This is a genomic window from Pseudoxanthomonas suwonensis 11-1, from assembly GCF_000185965.1.
In the GTDB taxonomy this organism is placed as follows: Bacteria; Pseudomonadota; Gammaproteobacteria; order Xanthomonadales; family Xanthomonadaceae; genus Pseudoxanthomonas; species Pseudoxanthomonas suwonensis_A.
Genome location: NC_014924.1, coordinates 2,408,320 through 2,427,588, shown reverse-complemented (window position 1 = coordinate 2,427,588; position 19,269 = coordinate 2,408,320). Strand labels below are relative to the sequence as shown.

12 protein-coding genes are annotated in these 19,269 nt (G+C 64.3%); 9 read left to right on the top strand and 3 right to left on the bottom strand.

Annotation, left to right across the window (positions count from 1 at the left end; all coding sequences use genetic code 11):
- Positions 1–168 precede the first annotated feature (168 nt).
- From PSESU_RS11070 to PSESU_RS11030, 9 genes are all read left to right on the top strand, one after another.
- Positions 169–603, top strand: coding sequence for an OsmC family protein (locus tag PSESU_RS11070; protein ID WP_013535867.1), 435 nt, complete (start codon positions 169–171; stop codon positions 601–603).
- Between the two features lie 413 nt (positions 604–1,016).
- Positions 1,017–2,741 (top strand): amidohydrolase, encoded by a 1,725-nt coding sequence (locus tag PSESU_RS11065; RefSeq protein WP_013535866.1) that lies wholly within the window; start codon positions 1,017–1,019, stop codon positions 2,739–2,741.
- A gap of 306 nt (positions 2,742–3,047) precedes the next feature.
- Positions 3,048–4,340 (top strand): adenylosuccinate synthase, encoded by a 1,293-nt coding sequence (locus tag PSESU_RS11060; protein WP_013535865.1) that lies wholly within the window; start codon positions 3,048–3,050, stop codon positions 4,338–4,340.
- Between the two features lie 802 nt (positions 4,341–5,142).
- Positions 5,143–5,592, top strand: a complete 450-nt coding sequence (locus tag PSESU_RS11055) for a carboxylesterase family protein (RefSeq protein WP_041764123.1) — start codon at positions 5,143–5,145, stop codon at positions 5,590–5,592.
- Between the two features lie 664 nt (positions 5,593–6,256).
- A complete protein-coding gene (locus PSESU_RS11050) occupies positions 6,257–7,882 on the top strand; it encodes an NERD domain-containing protein (protein ID WP_162145828.1) in 1,626 nt (541 codons plus the stop codon).
- A 4-nt stretch (positions 7,883–7,886) separates the two neighbouring features.
- The gene (locus PSESU_RS11045) at positions 7,887–11,015 is read left to right on the top strand and encodes a helicase (protein ID WP_013535863.1); all 3,129 of its coding nucleotides are present in this window, start codon (positions 7,887–7,889) and stop codon (positions 11,013–11,015) included.
- Between the two features lies 1 nt (position 11,016).
- Complete coding sequence (drmB, locus tag PSESU_RS16430; RefSeq protein WP_013535862.1) at positions 11,017–12,837, top strand: DUF1998 domain-containing protein; 1,821 nt, start codon at positions 11,017–11,019, stop codon at positions 12,835–12,837.
- A gap of 9 nt (positions 12,838–12,846) precedes the next feature.
- Complete coding sequence (locus PSESU_RS11035) at positions 12,847–14,049, top strand: ATP-binding domain-containing protein (protein WP_013535861.1); 1,203 nt, start codon at positions 12,847–12,849, stop codon at positions 14,047–14,049.
- A gap of 124 nt (positions 14,050–14,173) precedes the next feature.
- Positions 14,174–15,715: a hypothetical protein gene (locus PSESU_RS11030; protein WP_041764119.1), complete on the top strand. Its 1,542-nt coding sequence runs from the start codon at positions 14,174–14,176 to the stop codon at positions 15,713–15,715.
- 401 nt (positions 15,716–16,116) lie between these two features.
- Here the strand turns inward: PSESU_RS11030 and PSESU_RS15965 are convergent, their stop codons facing one another.
- From PSESU_RS15965 to PSESU_RS15960, 3 genes are all read right to left on the bottom strand, one after another.
- Entirely contained in the window at positions 16,117–17,208 is a 1,092-nt protein-coding gene (locus PSESU_RS15965) for an MvaI/BcnI restriction endonuclease family protein (RefSeq protein ID WP_013535859.1), read from the bottom strand.
- A 122-nt stretch (positions 17,209–17,330) separates the two neighbouring features.
- Entirely contained in the window at positions 17,331–18,608 is a 1,278-nt protein-coding gene (locus tag PSESU_RS11025; protein WP_013535858.1) for a DNA cytosine methyltransferase, read from the bottom strand.
- A gap of 59 nt (positions 18,609–18,667) precedes the next feature.
- Positions 18,668–19,141: a very short patch repair endonuclease gene (locus tag PSESU_RS15960; protein ID WP_267878626.1), complete on the bottom strand. Its 474-nt coding sequence runs from the start codon at positions 19,139–19,141 to the stop codon at positions 18,668–18,670.
- Between the last annotated feature and the right edge of the window lie 128 nt (positions 19,142–19,269).

The following is a 19,269-nucleotide window of genomic DNA, read 5'->3' as shown; positions in this document are numbered from 1 at the left end:
TGCGGGCGGTCATGGCGGTAGGCCACACCATCGCGCCTTGCGCGGCGGCGGGCACGTTGCGTCGCACAACCCGGCGCTTGCGGGACGAGCGTGAAGGCAGCACGCACGGGTCGCTAACGCTCCGGCCGCTAGCCTCCGCGGTTCCTCCACGACCACAAGGACCACGCCATGGGCATCTCGCGCCACGCCACCGCGCACTGGGAAGGCGACCTCAAGGGCGGCAAGGGCACGCTCGACACTCCGCAGAGCGGCCTGCTTTCCGGCACCGCCTACGGCTTCAACACCCGCTTCGGCGACAAGAAGGGCACCAACCCGGAAGAACTGATCGCCGCCGCCCACGCCGGCTGCTTCACCATGGCCCTGTCGGCCAAGCTCGGCGAAGCCGGCTTCACCCCGACCGCGCTGGACACCCGCGCCGAGGTCGACCTGTCGATGGAAGGCGGCCCCAGCCTTTCCCAGATCCGCCTGAAGCTGAAGGCCCAGGTCCCCGGCATCGACGAGAAGCAGTTCCGCGCCATCGCCGACGACGCCAAGCAGAACTGCCCGGTTTCCAAGGCCCTGTCCGCCGTACCGATCAGCCTCGAAGCCGAGCTGGTTGGCTGAGCCGCGCCGCGCGCGCACTCCCGCAGGTTCTGCGTAGCCCGGATAAGGCCGCAGGCCGCATCCGGGGCCGCCGTGGCACCAAGCGGCGCTCAGCCTCCATTCCCGGATGCGCTTCGCTTATCCGGGCTACGTATATGCGGCACTGAACCGATCCAGTAGCGTGGCGACGCGCCAGACCTCGCAAGCGCCCTGGCACTGCCGGGGTGCGGCGACGTATACGCACTCAGGCGCCGCTCCCGCAGGTTCTGCGTAGCCCGGATAAGGCCGCAGGCCGCATCCGGGGCCGCCGTGGCACCACGTGCCGCTGGGCATTCCCGGATGCGCTTCGCTTATCCGGGCTACGTGCAGGACGTTTGCCCCCATCGCCGGCCCCCGGCATAGTCGACCGCACATCCTTGCCGCCGGACGACGCCATGCAACTCCGCGCCACCCGCGCCCTCCCGCTTCTCCTTGCCACCGCCTTCGCCGCCGCGAACGCACAGGCCGCCCCGCAATCCCCAGTGCCTCCCGCCTACGCCGGCACCACCGCCGACGCGGTGCTCACCGCCGCGCGCATCCACACCCTGGATGCCAGCCGGCCGCAGGCCACCGCGATCGCCTGGGACAAGGACGGTCGCATCGTCGCCACCGGTGATGCCGCCGAGCTGCGCCACCGCTACCCGCAGGCGCGCCTGGTCGATGCCGGCGATGCCACCGTCATTCCCGGCCTGATCGACGCCCACGCCCACGTCATGGAACTTGGCTACGCCCTGCTGCGTGCCGATCTCTCCGGCGCGAAGAGCACGCAGGAGGTGATCGAACGCCTGCAGGCCTACGCCGCCAGCGCGCCGGAAGGCAGCTGGATCATCGGCTGGGGCTGGGACCAGAACCTGTGGCCGGGCGCGCAGTTCCCGACCGCCGCCGATCTCGATGCCGCCTTCCCCGACCGCCCGGTGTGGCTCTCGCGCATCGATGGCCACGCCGCCTGGGCCAACACCGCCGCGATCCGCGCAGCCGAGGCACTCGAAGGCGCGCGCCGTTTCGATGGCGACTGGCAGCCCGATGGTGGCCGCATCGAACGCGACGGCATGCGCGCCACCGGCGTGTTCGTCGATGCCGCCATGCGCCTGGTCGACCGCGCGGTGCCGCCGCCGGACGAGGCCTGGCGCGCGCAGGCGCTGGAGAAGGCGCTGCAGGCCGCGGTGGCCAATGGCCTGACCGGCGTGCACGACATGGGCGTCTCCCGTGCCGACCTGGCCCTGATGCGCCGCTTCGCCGACGAGGGCCGCCTGCCGCTGCGCATCAGCGCCTATGCCGATGGCGACCGCGAGGCCCTGTCCGACCTGTGCGAGCACGGCCGCTACCAGCATCCCGCCGGCCGCCTGCAGATGAAGGGCGTGAAGCTGTTCGTCGACGGCGCCCTCGGCAGCCGCGGCGCGGCCCTGCTGGAGGACTACAGCGACGCTCCCGGCAACCGCGGCCTGCTGGTCACCGACCCGGCCGCCTATGGCGCCGCGGTGATCCGCGCCCGCGACTGCGCCATCCAGGTCGCCAGCCATGCCATCGGCGACCGTGGCAACCGCATCGTCCTGGACACCTACCAGCAGGCGCTGGCCGGGCAGGGCGCCGCCGCCGACCACCGCTGGCGGGTCGAGCACGCCCAGGTGGTGGCGCCGGAGGACATCCCGCGCTTCGCCAGCCTGCGCCTGGTCGCCTCGATGCAGCCCACCCACGCCACCTCGGACATGCCCTGGGCCGGCGACCGCCTCGGCCCGCAGCGCCTGGAGGGTGCCTACGCCTGGCGCCGCTTCCTGGACCTGGGCGTGCCGCTGGCGCTGGGCTCGGACTTCCCGGTCGAGCAGGTCGATCCGCGCCTGGGCTTGCAGGCCGCGGTCACCCGCCAGGACCGCGATGGCCAGCCTCCTGGCGGCTGGCTGCCCGGCCAGCGCCTGAGCGCGTTCGAGGCCTTGCGCGGCTTCACCATGGAAGCCGCCCGTGCCGGCCACGACGAGGACACCGTCGGCCGCCTGGCTCCCGGCCTGCGCGCCGACTTCGTGGTGCTGGACCGCGACCCCCTGGCCATCCCCGGCGGCGAACTCTCCCGGCTGCAGGTCCGAGCCACCTGGGTCGACGGGCAGCCGGTCTACACGGGCGACTGACCCCGGGGCCCCGAGTCCGCCACATCAAGCCCCTCCCGCGAGGGGGAGGGGGGCTCTCGCTCCAGGCGGGCCCGGCCACCCGTTCACCTTCCATAGGTGGCCCCGCCGCCCCAAAACCCGGATAATCCGCCAAAGCCGGTCGGGGACGCTCCATGTGAAGCACACCCGCCCGGCTTTTTCCGTGTCTGGAGTCCAGCACCGCCGCGACGCCCCGATGGCGTCCCGTCCCGCGAGGGAGCGGCAGGAGGGCCAGGTCACGGTTCCATCCCGCGGCCCCGATGGCCGCCAGATAAAGGAGTTGCGGCCATGGGCCAGTCAGTCGTCGTCCTCGGTGCCCAGTGGGGCGATGAGGGCAAGGGCAAGATCGTCGACCTGCTTACCGAAGAGATCGGCGCCGTCGTGCGCTTCCAGGGCGGCCACAATGCCGGCCACACCCTGGTCATCAACGGCAAGAAGACCGTCCTGCACCTGATCCCGTCCGGCATCCTGCGCGACGACGCGCTGTGCCTGATCGGCAACGGCGTGGTGATCTCGCCGGCGGCCCTGGTCAAGGAGATCGCCGAGCTGGAAGCGGCCGGCGTGGAAGTGCGCAGCCGCCTGAAGATCAGCCCGGCCGCCCCGCTGATCATGCCGTACCACATCGCCCTGGATCAGGCCCGCGAGAAGGCCGCCGGCGGCAAGGCCATCGGCACCACCGGCCGCGGCATCGGCCCGGCGTACGAGGACAAGGTGGCGCGTCGCGGCATCCGCATCGCCGACCTGCACTATCCCGAGCAGCTGGCCGAGAAGCTCAAGGCCGCGCTGGACTACCACAACTTCGTGCTGACCAAGTACCTGGGCGTGGAGCCGGTGGACTTCGAGACCACCTACAAGGAAGCGCTGGAGTTCGGCGAGTACGTCGAGCCGATGAAGTCCGACGTCGCCGGCATCTGCCACGAGCTGCGCAAGCAGGGCAAGCGCGTGATGTTCGAAGGCGCCCAGGGCGCGCTGCTGGACATCGACCACGGCACCTATCCGTACGTCACCAGCTCCAACACCACCGTCGGCGGCGCCCTGGCCGGTACCGGCGTCGGCGCCCAGGACATCGACTACGTGCTGGGCATCGCCAAGGCCTACGCCACCCGCGTCGGCGGCGGCCCGTTCCCGACCGAGCTGGACGACGAGATCGGCCAGGGCATCCGCGACCGCGGCGCCGAATACGGCGCCTCGACCGGCCGCCCGCGCCGCTGCGGCTGGATGGACATCGTCGCCCTCAAGCGCGCCGTGGCCATCAACGGCATCTCCGGCCTGTGCATCACCAAGCTCGACGTGCTCGACGGCATGGAGAAGCTGAAGGTCTGCATCGCCTACGAGTACCGCGGCAAGCGCACCGAGTACGCCCCGCTGGACGCCCAGGGCTGGGAAGAGATCACCCCGGTGTACCTGGAGTTCCCGGGCTGGAGCGAGACCACCCACGGCATCACCAACTGGGACGAGCTGCCCCCCGCGGCCCGCGCCTACCTGCGTGCCCTGGAGGAGCTGGCCGGCTGCCCGATCAGCATCGTCTCCACCGGCCCGGACCGCGAACACACCATGATCCTGCAGGATCCGTTCGCCTGAGGCGACAACCGGGTGGCCCGGCGCGCGCCACGCGCGTGCCGCGGCCCCGGTGGAGCAGGTCGAGAGCCCCGCGCAAGCGGGGCTTTCTTCGAGACGGGTGGGAAGTACACCGGGACGCCGTGGGTGCGCATGGATGGGGAAAGCTGAGGTCGGTTGAACGAGCCTGCCCGCTTCATCCGTTGCCGGAAAGGCGACAATCGTTGCCTTGCGGGCAACATCTACCCTCGGCGTAGCTGGTGCCTGGGTCGACCCGGCCGCTGACGCTGTCATCCCTTTTCGCAGCCCGCGCCGACCCGCATGTGCGCGCTATTGCTTCCAGCAATCCATTGATGCTGCTGGCGGCGGCAGCGCGCATCCAGACCAGCGAAGCGGCCCCCCAGGGCGATCAGCAGGTGCGAAATGAACCGGACCCCCTTCCGCCGGGACGATTTCATCGCACGCGGCGTGGCCGCCCTTTGCATCGGCCCGGGAGGGCGACAGCTACGTAGCTGCCGATGAGGTGATCCCGTCGCTGGAGGCGCTTCTGCACGAGGCGTGTGCGCAAGTGCGTCGTGAGCTTTCGTGTCCGCCTCAAGCGGAAAGCGGGTGATGATCGCGGGTGTCTCTATCAGTGACTTGCGGGGCCACGCATTACGCGACTTTGACCCGGCGAGTTGCCCCGAATGGCGCACTTGAGCTCCATCGTCGTGGGCACTGCGCGCCAGCGAGCTGATCGCACTCGCCCCCGCCAACCCCCAACTGCCGCCGATGCCGCGCTGAACGCCCTCCCGCCGCAGGAGGCCCAGCAGCGCCTGGACGCCTGATGGCCGCTTACCCGGCGCAGGTCGAGGCCGCCGCACGTGCCTACGACATTGCACGCGCTGGCCCGGTCGAATCGCTGGTGCGCATCCTCTCCGACGCCGGCTACGTCGAGCCCGCGCGCCACTATGCCCGCCAGCACCCGGCCGCCTGGGTGTACCGGTTCTCCTACGTCCCCACCAGGGACCGCGCCCACGCCCGCGGCGCCCACCACGGCGCCGAGCTGCCCTACGTGTTCGATACCGCGGACTGGAACCTGTCGGCCGAGGACCGCCGCGAGGTGGACGCGGTGCACGGCGCCTGGGTGCGCTTCATCCGCACCGGCAACCCGGGCTGGCCAGCGCATGCCACCGAAGGCGAACCCATCAACGACTTCACCCTGGACGGCCCGGTGGTCGGGCCCGACCCGCTGCGGGAACGGCTGGACGTGGTGGCGGCGGCGAAGGGGCGCTGACAGGGAACGCCGCCGCGCCGAGCTGCCTCCCGGAGCGCCCAGCGTCTGGCCGCCGCCTCACTCCGCGCCGCCTTTTACACCGGCGAGCACTACCAGGACGACCACCCCACGTCCACGGTGCCAACTGCGCCTCAGCGCGGCCGCGTATCGAGCCTTAGGCGCTTTCCGCGCTGGCGGCGCTTGAGACCGCGTCCTGCTGGATCCGCTGGAGCGGGCGGATACGCCATCGCCCGCAAGGCCAACCTCGCGGTCACCGCCAGCGCCCGGCGGGATGTGTGGGCGCGGAAGGGGTTTGGGGATTACTCACTGGAGATCGAGTTGGTGGTAGCTGAAGGGCATCGGCTCACTGACGCACCGGTGACATAGAGCTGCCGTCCCATTCGCATGCCCCGGTACGCGGCCATTAAAGTCATTTAGGGGGCGACTGGTTTGTTGGTGCCACCGTCAAAGACCCAGGCGGATGCCATCCGTTTGGGCGGGAATTCCCAGCGATGTATCAGGGCGAGCGCTTCGGTCAGGGGATGTGGTCCAAGGGCATTCGCCCGACCCCCTACTTAAGTTCCAGCGAGAGTCGCATAATGGATGTGTCCTTCGGGGGGGGCTCTTGGAGGGAGGGGGCCGCTTTTTCCGGTCCGTAGGGGGAGTGGTGCAGGTAATACCGAACATGCCGCATCCGGATTCGACTGGATCGGAAAGGCTCGTCCTCAAGCTACTTCGTGGGGTCGACTGGGGCCAAGGCGCGCGCGCGTTGAATAGCCTCAATCTCCCGGCTCACCTTTACCAGCGGTGGGGCGAAATCGACTTCTTGGTAATAGGGCCTCGCGGCTTGCTAGCCATCGAGGTCAAGGGTGGCGATGTCTCGTGCGCTAACGGGTGCTGGATCTATGAGGATCGCCTTGGAAGGGTGGTCAAGCGGTCCAAGTCCCCAGTTGTACAGGCCAAGGATGCGTATTTTTCCCTGATCCGGAACTATGTCGAAGACGCCATGGGGAGAGGCTTCGACACCTCGGTGCCGTCAGGGTTCTGCGTGGTGCTAGCCGGAGCGGGGCGAAAGGAGCTAGATGGCTTGCTAGGTACACCCGAACTGCCGGATGAGCTAACGGGGACCCGGGAGGACGTCGCCAGTCCGGGGGCGTTCGAGCGTTTCCTAAAGCGGGTGGCGAAGCACTGGCAGGACAAGAGTGGGGCGAAGCGGGAGATCGCTCCATGGGACGTCGAGCGGCTCGTCAAGACCCTCAGGCCGGAGTTCGACAAGGTCAAGCCCCTCGCGCTCTCACGCGAGCAGACAATCAATGAACTCGTCGAGCTTACGGAGGAGCAATACGAGGCGCTGGACCTTTGGGAGGGCGCCAGCCGAATCCTCTGCATGGCGCCGGCCGGATGCGGTAAGACACTGCTGGCCACGGAGCTCTTCAGGCGCGCCAGGGCCGAAGGTTCTGACGCCCTCATGCTCTGCGGGACAGACAATCTGGCGAGGACGATAGGCGAGACACTTAAGGACACCACGAGGGTGGTTTCGCTGCCACAGCTTGAGGCCATGCATGCCGACCATAGGCCTGCCGCCGACCTATTGGTAATAGACGAGGGACAACAGGCACTGGATCCCGAGCGGATGGCGATGCTCGATAAGTGCGTGAGGGGCGGCCTGCGCAACGGGCGTTGGGCTTGGTTTGGGGATCCCAATTATCAGCTGACCATTGATCCCGAAGTGGCCCGGGTCGCGCTAGATGAACTCCGCGTACTTTCGTCCGTCCAGCCGAAGCTCAGGAAGAACTGCCGAAACACCCCGGAAATAGTCCAGTTCGCCGAACTTGCATCTGGTGTTCAGATTGGCCACGCGCTCACGAAGGGACGGGGACTGCCACCAAAGACCGAGGAGGTAGGCGGCGATACGGGGGCATTCGCTAGGGTCGTCGGAATTCAGGTGCGTGATTGGATCTCGCAGGGGATCCCAGCTTCCGAGATTTGCATCATCGCGCCAGGCTCCGATGCCGCGGAAATATCACGTCGTGCCGGCTTGGTCGGCGGATTCAGCGTGGCGCTTTGGTGGGAGGTGCCCGCCCCGCCAAACATCGTCCGCTACTGCGACGTAGACGAGTTCAGAGGCCTTGAATCCCCGTTCCTAGTGCTTTGCGTCCCGTCCTTCGAAGGGGGAGACCTGGAGCTATCGAAGTTGTTCTACCTGGCGATTACCAGGGCGAACTTTGCCCTGACAGTGGTCGCGCCGCCCCGGGTAATGGAGCGATTGAAAGCTAAGGTCGAGGCGTCGCTACTGGCGTCATTGGGATGAAACCATGGAAGAACTAGTCAAGGCTCGCGCGCAGTTCGCGGAGTACGTGAGGGGTGTCCTCATTGGCCCCATGCAAGGGGACGACGAGGACGTCGAAGGAACCCCGCTCCTTCGCTACATGATGGGGATGCTATTCCCCCGCCAGGGCGAGATCGAGCTCGCCGAGGATGGAACAGAAGAGGGGACGAGGACGGCAGGCGGTGAGGGCGATGAGTCGCAAGATTCCAGTCGGCGTGCGATGCCGTCCTCGGTCGGATTGAGCTTCCTGGTGCCTGCCGACGCAATGCTCGTCGCCACGGTGTCCGCGGGCATCTATGAGCGGACGGATGGCGGCTCGTCTTCCCGGCGAGACAAGTCGAAGTGGCGCCGCAAGCAACTTCCGCGGGAGGACATCCCGCTCACCCTTTCCGACGGAGTGAGCAAGAAGGGCATCCTAGACGGGCGCGGTTGGCTCTACTTGAACTGCCGGCCATGGGGCGAGGGACGAAAGCTTGTAACCGTCACGCTGGTGAACGCCAATGAGCCCGCCAAGACCCTGGACCCGGCTTCCCTTCTCTTTCAATGCCTCCTAAGCGTCGAGGCCCATGATGGGGAAATCCTCCCTTATCCGCAGCCGGAATCGCCCTCGGCCCTCGGCCAGGAGGAGGCGGAGTTGCGGCACCTCTACAGGGAGTCGCCCCCGTTCGCGAGGGGGCATGGCGCGGCGGCTATGTGGGGCGCCGGGCAGCTGCCCTGCAGGAGGGTCTGGGCTGACTTCCTTCCCTCCTGCGAAGTGCGCTCGGCGACGTTCGAGATTCGCGTCTCGAACCCGCTGGACCCGCGCTACAGCGACGTGGAGTTCCTCGCCTTCCATCCGGAACGCGCTGAGGTCCAACGTGTCCTCCAGGGCTTGGTTGAAGCCTTCGAGGCTTGGGTGAACGAAGAAGAAGACGGTGCGAGGACCGCGGGTGCTGAGGCTGGCATCAAGCTCGCGAAGCGGTGCCGCGACTGGTGCAAGCGCATGCGCGAGGGCGTCGAGTCGCTTGCGGACGATGCGACCTTCAAGGTCTTCCAGCTCGCAAACCGCGCAATGCTCTGGCAGAGGCAGATGGCGGAGGCCGGACTGGGCGGGCCCTACCCACCTTCAATAGCACGGGCTGCGCCCGAGCTCGGCCGCGGGCTTGGGTTCAAGTGGCGACCGTTCCAGATTGCCTTCTTCCTTGGCACTATTCGCTCGCTGGTGGACGAAGCGTGCACCGAGCGGGAGGTGGTGGACGTCATCTGGTTCCCCACGGGCGGTGGCAAGACCGAGGCGTACTTGCTCGTGGCGGCATTCGAGCTCTTGCGCCGCCGCATGGTCAGCGGGGGCGTGGATGCGGGCACGGGCGTGCTGAGCCGGTACACCCTGCGCATGCTGACGACCCAGCAGTTCCAACGCACCGGGATGTTGGCGTGTAGCTTGGAACTCCTCAGGAGGTCTTCCCCCGAGCTACTCGGGCGGCGCCCGTTCAGCGTCGGGCTCTGGGTGGGGCAGAGCCTAACCCCAAACAAATTCAGCAATGCCGAGGAACTACTCGAGCAATGGGATCTCGGCAACTCAGAAGCGAGAAACCCGTTCCTAGTTGACCGGTGCCCTGCGTGCGCCACGGCATTGGTGGACCACGCCAATCGGGTCGCTGGCGTTTCTTGCAGCGCCTCCAGCTTCAAGTTCCACTGCTTGAGCTCTGCATGCCAATTCCATGCGTGGCTACCTATGCAAGTGGTCGACGAGGCTTTGTACCGCGACCCCCCGTCGATCCTGCTCGGTACGCTGGACAAGTTCGCCGGGCTTTCATGGGACCACAGTCCTAGGGCGTTCTTTGGTGGGTTGGATGGTACTGCCAGCCCGCCATCGCTAATCATTCAGGACGAGCTCCACCTGATCTCTGGGCCACTGGGTTCCATCAGCGCTCCCTACGAGATAGCGATCGATGGAATCGTCCGGGCCAGAAACAAGGGAATCGGGCCCAAGGTCATTGCCTCGACGGCCACGATTAGAAATAGCCGGGAGCAAGTCCGTGGGCTCTATGGCAGGTCATCGACCGTTTTCCCCTCACCCGTTAACCGTTGGGACGATGCCTTCTTCTTCCGATTGCAAGATCCATCGGAGAAGCCTGGGCGGCTCTACCTCGGCGCCATGGGCCAAGGTACGACTACTCCAGTGGTGTCCATGGTTTGGAGCGCGGCGGCGCTCTTGCAGGCCAGCGCGGAGGTACAGCTCCCGGAGTCGCTGGCCGACTCTTACTGGACCGTACTGGCATACCTGAATAGTCGCCGCGAACTCGGCCGCACGATAACGGCGGCCTCCCAGGAAATCCCGGATCGCATGAAGGCGATCGCATCTGCGGACGACAAAGTTAGGGAGATAGGCGAGGTCATGGAGCTCAGCTCCCAGATGACGAAGGACATGGGTGAAGCCATCCGGTCCCTCGAGCGGAAGGGGACCAAGCAAAGCCCGGCTGTCGGTTTCGTGCCTTGCACGAGCATCATCTCGGTTGGCGTCGACGTACCTCGCCTCGGCGTGATGCTAGTGAATGGACAGCCAAAGCTGACGGCGGAATACATCCAAGCCTCGAGTCGCGTCGGCCGTTCCGATGCGGCGCCCGGCCTCGTGCTCACCCTTTATTCGTCCGCAAAGCCGCGCGACAGATCCCATTACGAGGATTTCCTCGGTTACCACCAAGCGGTTTACCGCTATGTCGAGCCCACCAGCGTGACGCCGTACGCTCCCCCTGCGAGGGAACGGACCCTCCATGCCGCCATCATCGCCTTGATCCGCCACGCGACCCAATTCGGTGGCAACGACGCGGCAAGGCGGGTGGACTTCACTCAGGAACCAGTCGTGAGCCTGATTGCTAGGTTCAAGGCCACCATTGGTGCGGCAGATCCATCCGAGGCCGACGAGGCGAGCCAGTGCATAGACGAGTTCTTGGGACTCTGGTCGGAGGTGGCTGGCGGCGGGTCACAGCTTTCCTATGTGTCAGCGGGAAGGCAGCACCCGACCGCACTGATAAGGGATTTCGGGGCGGACGAGGTGCTTGGGTACCGCCAGGCCATGCGGTCGGTGCGAAACGTGGATCCGGACGTGATCCTGTTGCCTGTCGAGGAGGCCTGACGTGAGCTCGAAAAAGACGATCAGGCGCGGGCAGGTGGTGAGCCCGTTCGGCGTGGGCGCGATACTCGATATCGGCCCGGAGTCCTTTGCCGTAGCCGATGTCAGTCGCTGGGATCGTGACGGCCTGTCGCGGATCCCGGACAGTCGCCTCGAAGACAAACTGCGCAGTCCCATAAGGACGCCGTCCGGCAAGGAGGGTGAGTCCTCCGTAGCCATTAGCCGGTTCCCGCGCTGGCATTTTTGCCCTAAGTGCCGTCGCATGCGCCGGGTCAGCTCGGCCGAAGACCAGGCGAGGCAGTACAAGGTCCCGAGGTGCGAGTACTGCGGGCCGAGGGTCGAGATGACGCCGATGGGCTTCGTCGCCGTTTGCGCGGAAGGGCATCTCGGGGACATCGACTGGCACTTTTGGGCCCACCATCGGCGGAACTCTACCGATGGCGTCTGCTCGCGACAGAGCGCTGACCTGTACTTCGAGACGTCCGGGCGAGGTGGGGGCGACTGGTCATCCATCCGGGTCCGTTGCGGATGCGGCGCCAAGAACGACTTCTCAGGCCTGGTGCAAGTACAAGCCCCTGGCGGGATGCGTTGCGGAGGCGGACAGCCTTGGAAGAGGGATCGGTCCAAGTGTGCCTCGCCCGTTTGGGTTTATCGGCGAGCGGCGAGCAACCTTCACTTCCCTAGTCAGGTCTCGGCGCTGGACCTGGCGATGGCACAGGTTACCGAAACCCCAGCGACCGACTTGGCCCAGGTTTGGCAAGGCGAGCCGGATTACAAACTAATCGAAGCAGCGCACGCCGCCCTCAAGGATCTGGATAGGACCTTCGCCAGTGCCGGGAGTCGAATCGAGCGGTTCGCCGAGCGGCATGGATGCACGTTGGAAGCCGCCCGATCGGCATTGGCCTCGGTCCTCTCAGGAAAGAATGGGGCGGCGAGCACGGACCAATCTGTGGACGTGGATTCTCCGGACTTCAGGTCGCAGATCCTTTGTGAGGAGTGGGCCGTCCTGGCCAACGGGCGTGACGTTAACGGAAGCACCCTGCAGATCAGGCGTTGTCCGATCCCGCCTTCCTGGCCCGCGGAGCTGCGTAGGACCGTCCAGACCGTCTCGATGGTCAGGCGGCTAAGGGAGGTCCGCGCGCTGATCGGATTCAGGAGACTTTCGCCAAGCACCGACAATCCCCTAGTCCCGGTCGATCTTGGAAGTGCCGCTTCTCGGTGGTACCCAGGCGTCGAGGCTTGGGGGGAAGGAATATTCATCCAGCTCTCAGAGCCCGAGGTGGCTGCCTGGGAGCGTCGGGCGCAAGCGGCGATGGCGGGGCGACTGGCGCGGATGGTGCCAAAGGTCGCAGCAATGGGGTGGGACGGGTCGCTGGCTACTCCGAGATTCCTGATGTTGCACTCGCTAGCCCATGCCGTGGTACGCAGGCTGAGTTTCGACGCTGGCTACTCAGCGTCTTCGATCCGCGAGCGGATCTATTCAGCCACCGGGCCCGAGGCGATGTGCGGGATCTTGCTTTACACGGCAGACGGGGATTCCGAGGGGTCGCTAGGCGGCCTCGTCAGGATGGGGCATCCCGAGCGCTTCGGTGCCTTGTTGCGATCGGCCTTGCAGGACATGGCGTGGTGCTCCGCGGACCCGGTTTGCCGGGAAACCGAAGCGACCGGTCTGGACGGGCTCAATGCCGCGTCCTGCCACGCGTGCGTGCTGATCTCTGAGACGAGCTGTTCTTACAACAACTGCGCGCTCGACCGGAGAACGTTGGTTCGCATCGGCGCGATCGAGCCATTCTTCGATGTCAACGACTTGGTGCGACCAGGGTAGAGGTAGCCGATGAGGTTTCCGAAGTTCACCGAATTGGACAAGGAACAGCGCGCGATCTATATCGGCGCACCGTCCAACGAGTCAATCCTCGTCATGGGACCGCCTGGCACGGGCAAGACCGTCCTCGCGTTCTTTCGGGCCGCGGAGTTACAGAAGAGGCACGCGAAGGACAAGAGCCAGTCAACGAAGCCATTCGTCATCATGTACAACCGAACCCTCAAGGTTTACACGTCGAAGCGGGAAGACGGCGTGGCCAGCGGCGTGGAATGCGCCACGATGAACCGCTGGGTCTGGGGGTGGTACAAGAAAGCCAAGGGAACTGCGCCACCATCTCGTCCAGGCTCGAAGTCAAACTTCGATACCGATTGGGATGCAATGCTGGGACCTTTGCTCGAGCAAGCCATAAGCAAGCCTGAAAGAGTCAACTGGGGGCATCTCATCGTCGACGAGGGGCAGGACTTCCCGCCGGGCCTTTATCAGACACTCTCCATGCTTTCCGGAATCATCAGTGGGCCCGGGGGGCGGCCTGCAGTGACGGTCTTCGCCGATGACAACCAGCGGCTGGACGAGAGATCGAATTCGACGCTGCAACAGATCGAAGAAGCGCTATCCCTTAAGAAGGACCGGGTCTACCGGCTCAAGAAGAACTACCGGAACAGCAAGCAGATCGCGGAGTTCGCGCGCCATTACTACGTCGGGCTTCGCAGCGGCGTTCCCGACCTGCCTGCTCGGGTTGGCCCTTCGAAGCCTAAGGTTGTGATCGCAAGCAGCTTTGAGGTGGTGAGACGGAGAATCGCGGACTTCGTGAGTGCACGTCGCCAGCTTGATGTGGGCGTTCTTTGCCCCAGGGAGCCTGAGCGCAGGAAGATCTTTAATAGCCTTAGCCACCGCCTTCAGGGCTCGGGGGTTCTTGTACAAACGTACTCGTATGCCTCGAGGGATGCCCATCCTGCCGAGAACCTCGTTTTCGACAAGGGCGGCTCCGTCACTGTACTGAACTTCCAAAGCTCAAAAGGTCTAGAGTTCGATGCCGTCTTCATCATCGACCCCTTCGTTTCCGGCGCAGGGGCAGTCGACGTGCAGTCAAGGATGCAGCTGTACGTCATGGCGTCTCGCGCGAGGAACCATCTAGAATTGCTGCTGACAAATCCGCCAGACGATCTCACTGGCTTCTTGCCCCCTGAGGACTTGTATGAGCAGGCGCACGAGTAATCGCCAGCCGGCGGGTGCCCGGCGTGGATCATGGTTCTTGCCTTTGCATCAGGACGCATACTTCGAGGCGTTGGCCACGGGGGTGGTTCCGTGCGCAGCTAGCAAGCCGACCAGTCTTGGAGCCATGGACCACCGGATGTTGCGAAGGGAAGCCCATGGTTTCGATTACGGCGTCGTCGGGCTGCTTGAGTTGGACTGCGAACCATCGGCACGAGGATACGTATTGCTGGGAGACTGCAAAGCCTTCTGGCTTCAATGCGATAGTGATCGTTCCGAGCTCGAGGACAAACTCGAGCTCTTCGAGGATACTGTCCCGTCTGCCCTTCCGCTGCGCGTAGACGCCGGTATGTTCGAAGAGAGGGGGGCGGTCGCAGGCGTGGTGAATGGCGAGTTGTCACTGCCACTGAATGAGCCTCCGCAGGCCGTGGAACAGTCGTCCGCCGGAGATGGGGTGACAAGAATCGTCAGCCTGTCGGGCGCGATCGCCATGGCAAGGCATCGATGCCTGCAGCTTGGCGTGCCCGTTGACTCCCTGCCAGGCGTCATCCGCTTTTCGGATGGAATTGCAAGACTTGGCGGTTGGGCATCGTCGTTCTTGGTGGGGGCAGTAGAGGGCGTCGTTGCTGCCGTCGCCACGAGCGTCCACGCGTCCAGGGATGAACTTCTGGTCGTTGCTGAGGCTGCGGAACTGCTCTCAGGCATGGATGCTGCGATGGGCATCGAGCTCAACGATTTCGCTGCCCGTTTGCATGAACGATGCGGGCGTGACCCTGGGGCGGCGGCAACCGCGGGGAAGTTCCGTGAAACCATTGCGAAACTCACGGATAACCAGCTGGAGCTCACGACCGCGCGGATCGACGACTCCGGGCAGATAGGGCTGCGTGCGTTGATGGTGTTCTTGCTGGCGCCCGAGCCAGAAGAATTGCTCCGATGGTTGACGGCGCGTACGGATGTCGGGGCTGGCGTATCTATCCTTGCAGCCGTGTTCTCGGGCCTATACGCCGGGCTCGGAAGGGTGCCTCGTCACGTGAAGGGGCCCGAGGGCTCGTCGTTCCTCTCCATTGGCCTGCTTTCGGAGTCGATGCTTGGCGCGAGCATTGGCTACTCGATGGAGAGCGCGTGGTCCCAGCAAGGTGAAGGGCTCCACGTCATGAAGGTTCGCGGCCTGGTCTTCGCGCATTCCATTACGAGGCCGGACCCCGCGGTGTCAGCGTTGCTCGAGGCAGTGCGTGGGGCCGGAGGCGTGGCTGACGTGAATGCGGAGACTGGTGCGATCACCGTGGGGATGAGTGCCGGGGGCGCCACTAGGACGGCGATCGCAACCGTGGGCCCGTCGCGGTGGTTCGGGGATTCGCCTGTGGTTCGACTGGGTTTGCGACTGCGGCGTCAGGGAAAAGGGACCCTTCCTCGGGAGCTGTTGGAACGCCTGCTGGATCCCGAGCTTGCGCCCGTAATCGCATCCTTGGGAGGCGTTTCCGGCGAGGTCGTCCTTTCAGCCGAGGCCGCGTTGCAAGACAGGGATTTCATCCGGACATTGGGCAGGGTGATCATTGCGCTACATCAGCGCGCGGAATCGCTCGGTCTGGTCGACCAGGCGGAAGTCATCGCAAGGAAGCGGACTCCCGCTAGGACGCGGAAAAAGGCGGCCCCTGATGCCGCCTCGTGACAGGTGCGAAGTCACCTAAGGCTTGCTGCCCTGGGCTCACTGGCTGAGCTCCGATGTCGGAATAAACCTACGTTCAATGGCGGAATCTCCCGATTCAAACGGCCGCCAGAGATGTGCATCCTGATCTCGGGTCGCCTGCGCTGCAGATCGGGTCAACACCATCGACTTATTTAGTCAGGGGTGCCGGGAAGCAACGCCGTCCCCCGGGACACGGCGACCCGCACCTCAAACTCAGCGATGGCCGTGCTTCGCGCCAATCTATCACTGTGTGCCTGAGGTTATAAGGCGGCCATAGATTAGGGCTTAGTCAGTCGCCATCCGGGGTGTGGAACAAAGGCCGTGTCCCATGAAGTCCGGGGCCGATATTCTTTAGTGGGCAGTGTGGGCGAGTCTGAAAGTTTCTACCTAAGGTCGTGTTCTTCACCTGGGGGGAAAAGTAGGTCAAAGTTCCGCTTGTCAATTCTGAACAAAGGGCCTCGTTCTCTCACTCGGCCTGCGTGGTCGCGAGTAATCAAGTGGTCTACGGTAACCGCGCCCGTTTCCAGGAGCGTAGGTAGTGCTGATGCTATCGGTCTTTTCGTGTGCAAGACCTTCTCATACCTGAAAAGTTCGGACGCGCCATTCTTAATGCAATTCGCGCGCACCCAGAATGTTTCAGGATGTTTCGCTAAGAGAGTTTCTTTGAGTGCATCCATCGGCCAATAGGCGACGTCTGGATAATCCAGTTTGTTACTCCTTTCCGCGAGTCTATGGGGCGTCTCTACTACTTCCAAGTAGAGCCCCTGGGAATTAGGTTTCGCGCCCGAAACCGAGCAGCACAATCGCCTCCGGTACTTTTCCCCACGGCTATAGCCGAATATATCTACTAATTCTGCCGATGATTTGACTGGGCTAATCGACCAGTCCGGGACCTTTGCAAAAAGCGTCTGCCGGTTTGTGGATCGAATTCGTCCTGCTTTTATTTCAATTCCTTTGTAGTCCGGGGATTTAGACGAGTTTGCGGGTAGGCCGAGGAGTTCTTCGAGGAGGCGTCCCACCTCAAGGTCTCTCCTGAGGCCGGGGAGGCCTTGATGCCACTGGCCGGAGATGTCTTTAATCATCCCGAGCAGCTCCGTAGCTGCAGGATTGGGCCTCTGAGAAAGTGGGTCAAGTATTCGGAGAATGTTTACGTCTGGTTGTCGTGTGTCACGCCACAACCCCGGGATCAAGCCGGGGCTAGAGGCATTGATTACGAGCAAGCCGCCATCACCCCTTGAAACAAGCGCTAAAACATTATTCCCATTCGCCCAGTTTCCGAGACTGTAGACCCATATCCGCGGGTCTCCGTCCTTGGTGGTGGGGCGATAAATGCTCGTCTGCGTCGTGTAGACGCCATGGGCTGTTACAACAGTCGTTGGGATTAACTTCTTGTGCTCTTTCCCCTGCGGTTGAGTCTTGAAATCATGGATTCCGGCGCTTCTTAGAAACTCACGCACTGGCGACGTCGCGTCCATGATGGACTTCCTGATGGCATTCTCAGTGGGGACCAAGAGTGCGGTTTCAATGCCATGGCGGGTGAAGAATCGTAGGACGTCTTCGACCTGTACATCGGCTGCTTTGAGCAAGTTCCTCCCCCCTACATCTTTTCGAGCATCCGAGCGAGATGATTGCCCACGGCTCTCGCTAAGCCAACCGGCACGGCATTACCAATCTGTGTGTACTTAGGTACCTCGCGATCAAAGATGCCCTCGCGTGGATTGCCGGCGCGGCGGATACCGCCAGTCGTACGCTTGCCGGCGAATTGGTACCAATCCGGGAACATCTGCAGGCGGGCCCACTCCCGGACGGTGAGGGTCCGTGGCTGAGCGAAATGGACGTAGTCGTCCGCTAGCGAAGTAGCGGTGATCGTCGGGCCCGAAGAGCCCCACCGGGCCGGGAGCAGGCGTTGGGCGAACTTCTTCGTCTTGAACTGCTCGGGGACGATGCCGCCAGTCTCGTGCATCGCCTTGAACTTGGCCACGATGGTCGGATTGTGCTTGCTGTACTCGTGCTCCGTCACTGGCGCCCCCTTCTTCAGCGGCGCCCCACCCAAGGCGGGCGTGCGTAGCTGTTTTTGGATGGCAGTCTTTGCGGAATGTGGGTACGCCAAGGTTTTCCCGCCATTCACATAGTCCGGATCGATGAGGTCGCCGAGAAGGTCAACCAAGTCGGGTGCAGAGCCAGGCGCCGGCGCGGGTAGGTAGCCGCGAGCGATCGCGTCCTCGTCCTTGCCCTCCCTCTTCAGTCCGCTACCGACGTCATTGCGGACGCCAACGAGCAGTACGCGGGGACGATTCTGTGGAACCCCGTAGTCCTTGGCGAACACCAGCTGGGCGGAGACGGTGTAACCGGGTATCGCACGGTAGGTGTCGAACACGTCGCGCCAGATCTCGCCCTTGGTGCCACTAGATGTCCAGCGGCTGTTCAGCAGGCCGCGTACATTTTCGAAGAGGAATGCGCGCGGACGGAGCCGGTGGATGATGGCTGCCATGTCTTGGTAGAGGTGGTTCGAGGGTAGTTGCTCCTTGTCCACGGAGTAAGAGCGGCGATGGCCAATGCCGGAGAAGCCCTGGCAGGGCGGGCCGCCGACCAAGAGGTCGAGTTCGCCATGTTCGATGGCGAAGGTGTCCTTGAGCCGTTTTTCCAAGGCCGGGAGGTACTTCTTGTCAAGGACCATTCCCTTGACGTCGGAGGCATGGAATCCAGGCTCGGCGAGCCACTCGTGCCGTTCGACGCGGTTCTGGATATACGTCGCCCGCGCGTCGTCGTTCAGCTCGTTCACGAACACCGGTACGAACCCGGCCTGCTCGAGGCCGAGCGAGAGACCACCACAGCCAGCGAACAGGTCAACGACCTTAAGGCTCTTCTTGTCCAAGCAATACTCCAATTTTTCGTAAGTCCCCCAACAGGTCGCCCTTGTAGGGGGTTTCAGTCTCATCTGTCGAGACGAATCCGGTCGACCAGGCGGGAAAGCACCTTTTCCCGCCTGGCTGGTTTGGCCAGTTCGCACTCCCACACCCTGTAGACCCGCCAGCCAGCCTGTCGCAGCGCGCGGTGGTTGCGCCTGTCCCGTGCTTGGTTGGTCATGATCTTCGTGGACCAGAAGCCGCTATTGGTTCCCGGGATACGTCCCTTCTGGCATCGATGGCCGTGCCAGAAGCACCCCTCGACGAAGACCACCGTTCCGTACTTTGGCAGAACGAGGTCCGGCCGTCCAGGGAGGTCCTTGGCGTGGAGGCGGTACCGGAGCCCCGCACCATGTAGGTAGGTCCGGACCAATAGCTCTGGCTTGGTGTCCTTGCCGCGGATGCGGGACATCCGTTCACTTCTTGCTTCTGGACTGAGCGTGTCTGTCACTGGGCTCTCGGGCGCGGGGCATACGGGTACCGGCCGAATCACCCAGTCCATGGCAGGCCGTTTCGGTGAGTCAATTCTAGTCCCCTGGGGGGCGGACGTCCCTTTCAGGAGTCGGGCCCTTTGTCTCCCATGGCGGGCATGTCTCACGCCCATTGGAGGGGGGGGGCTGCTTGTCGGGC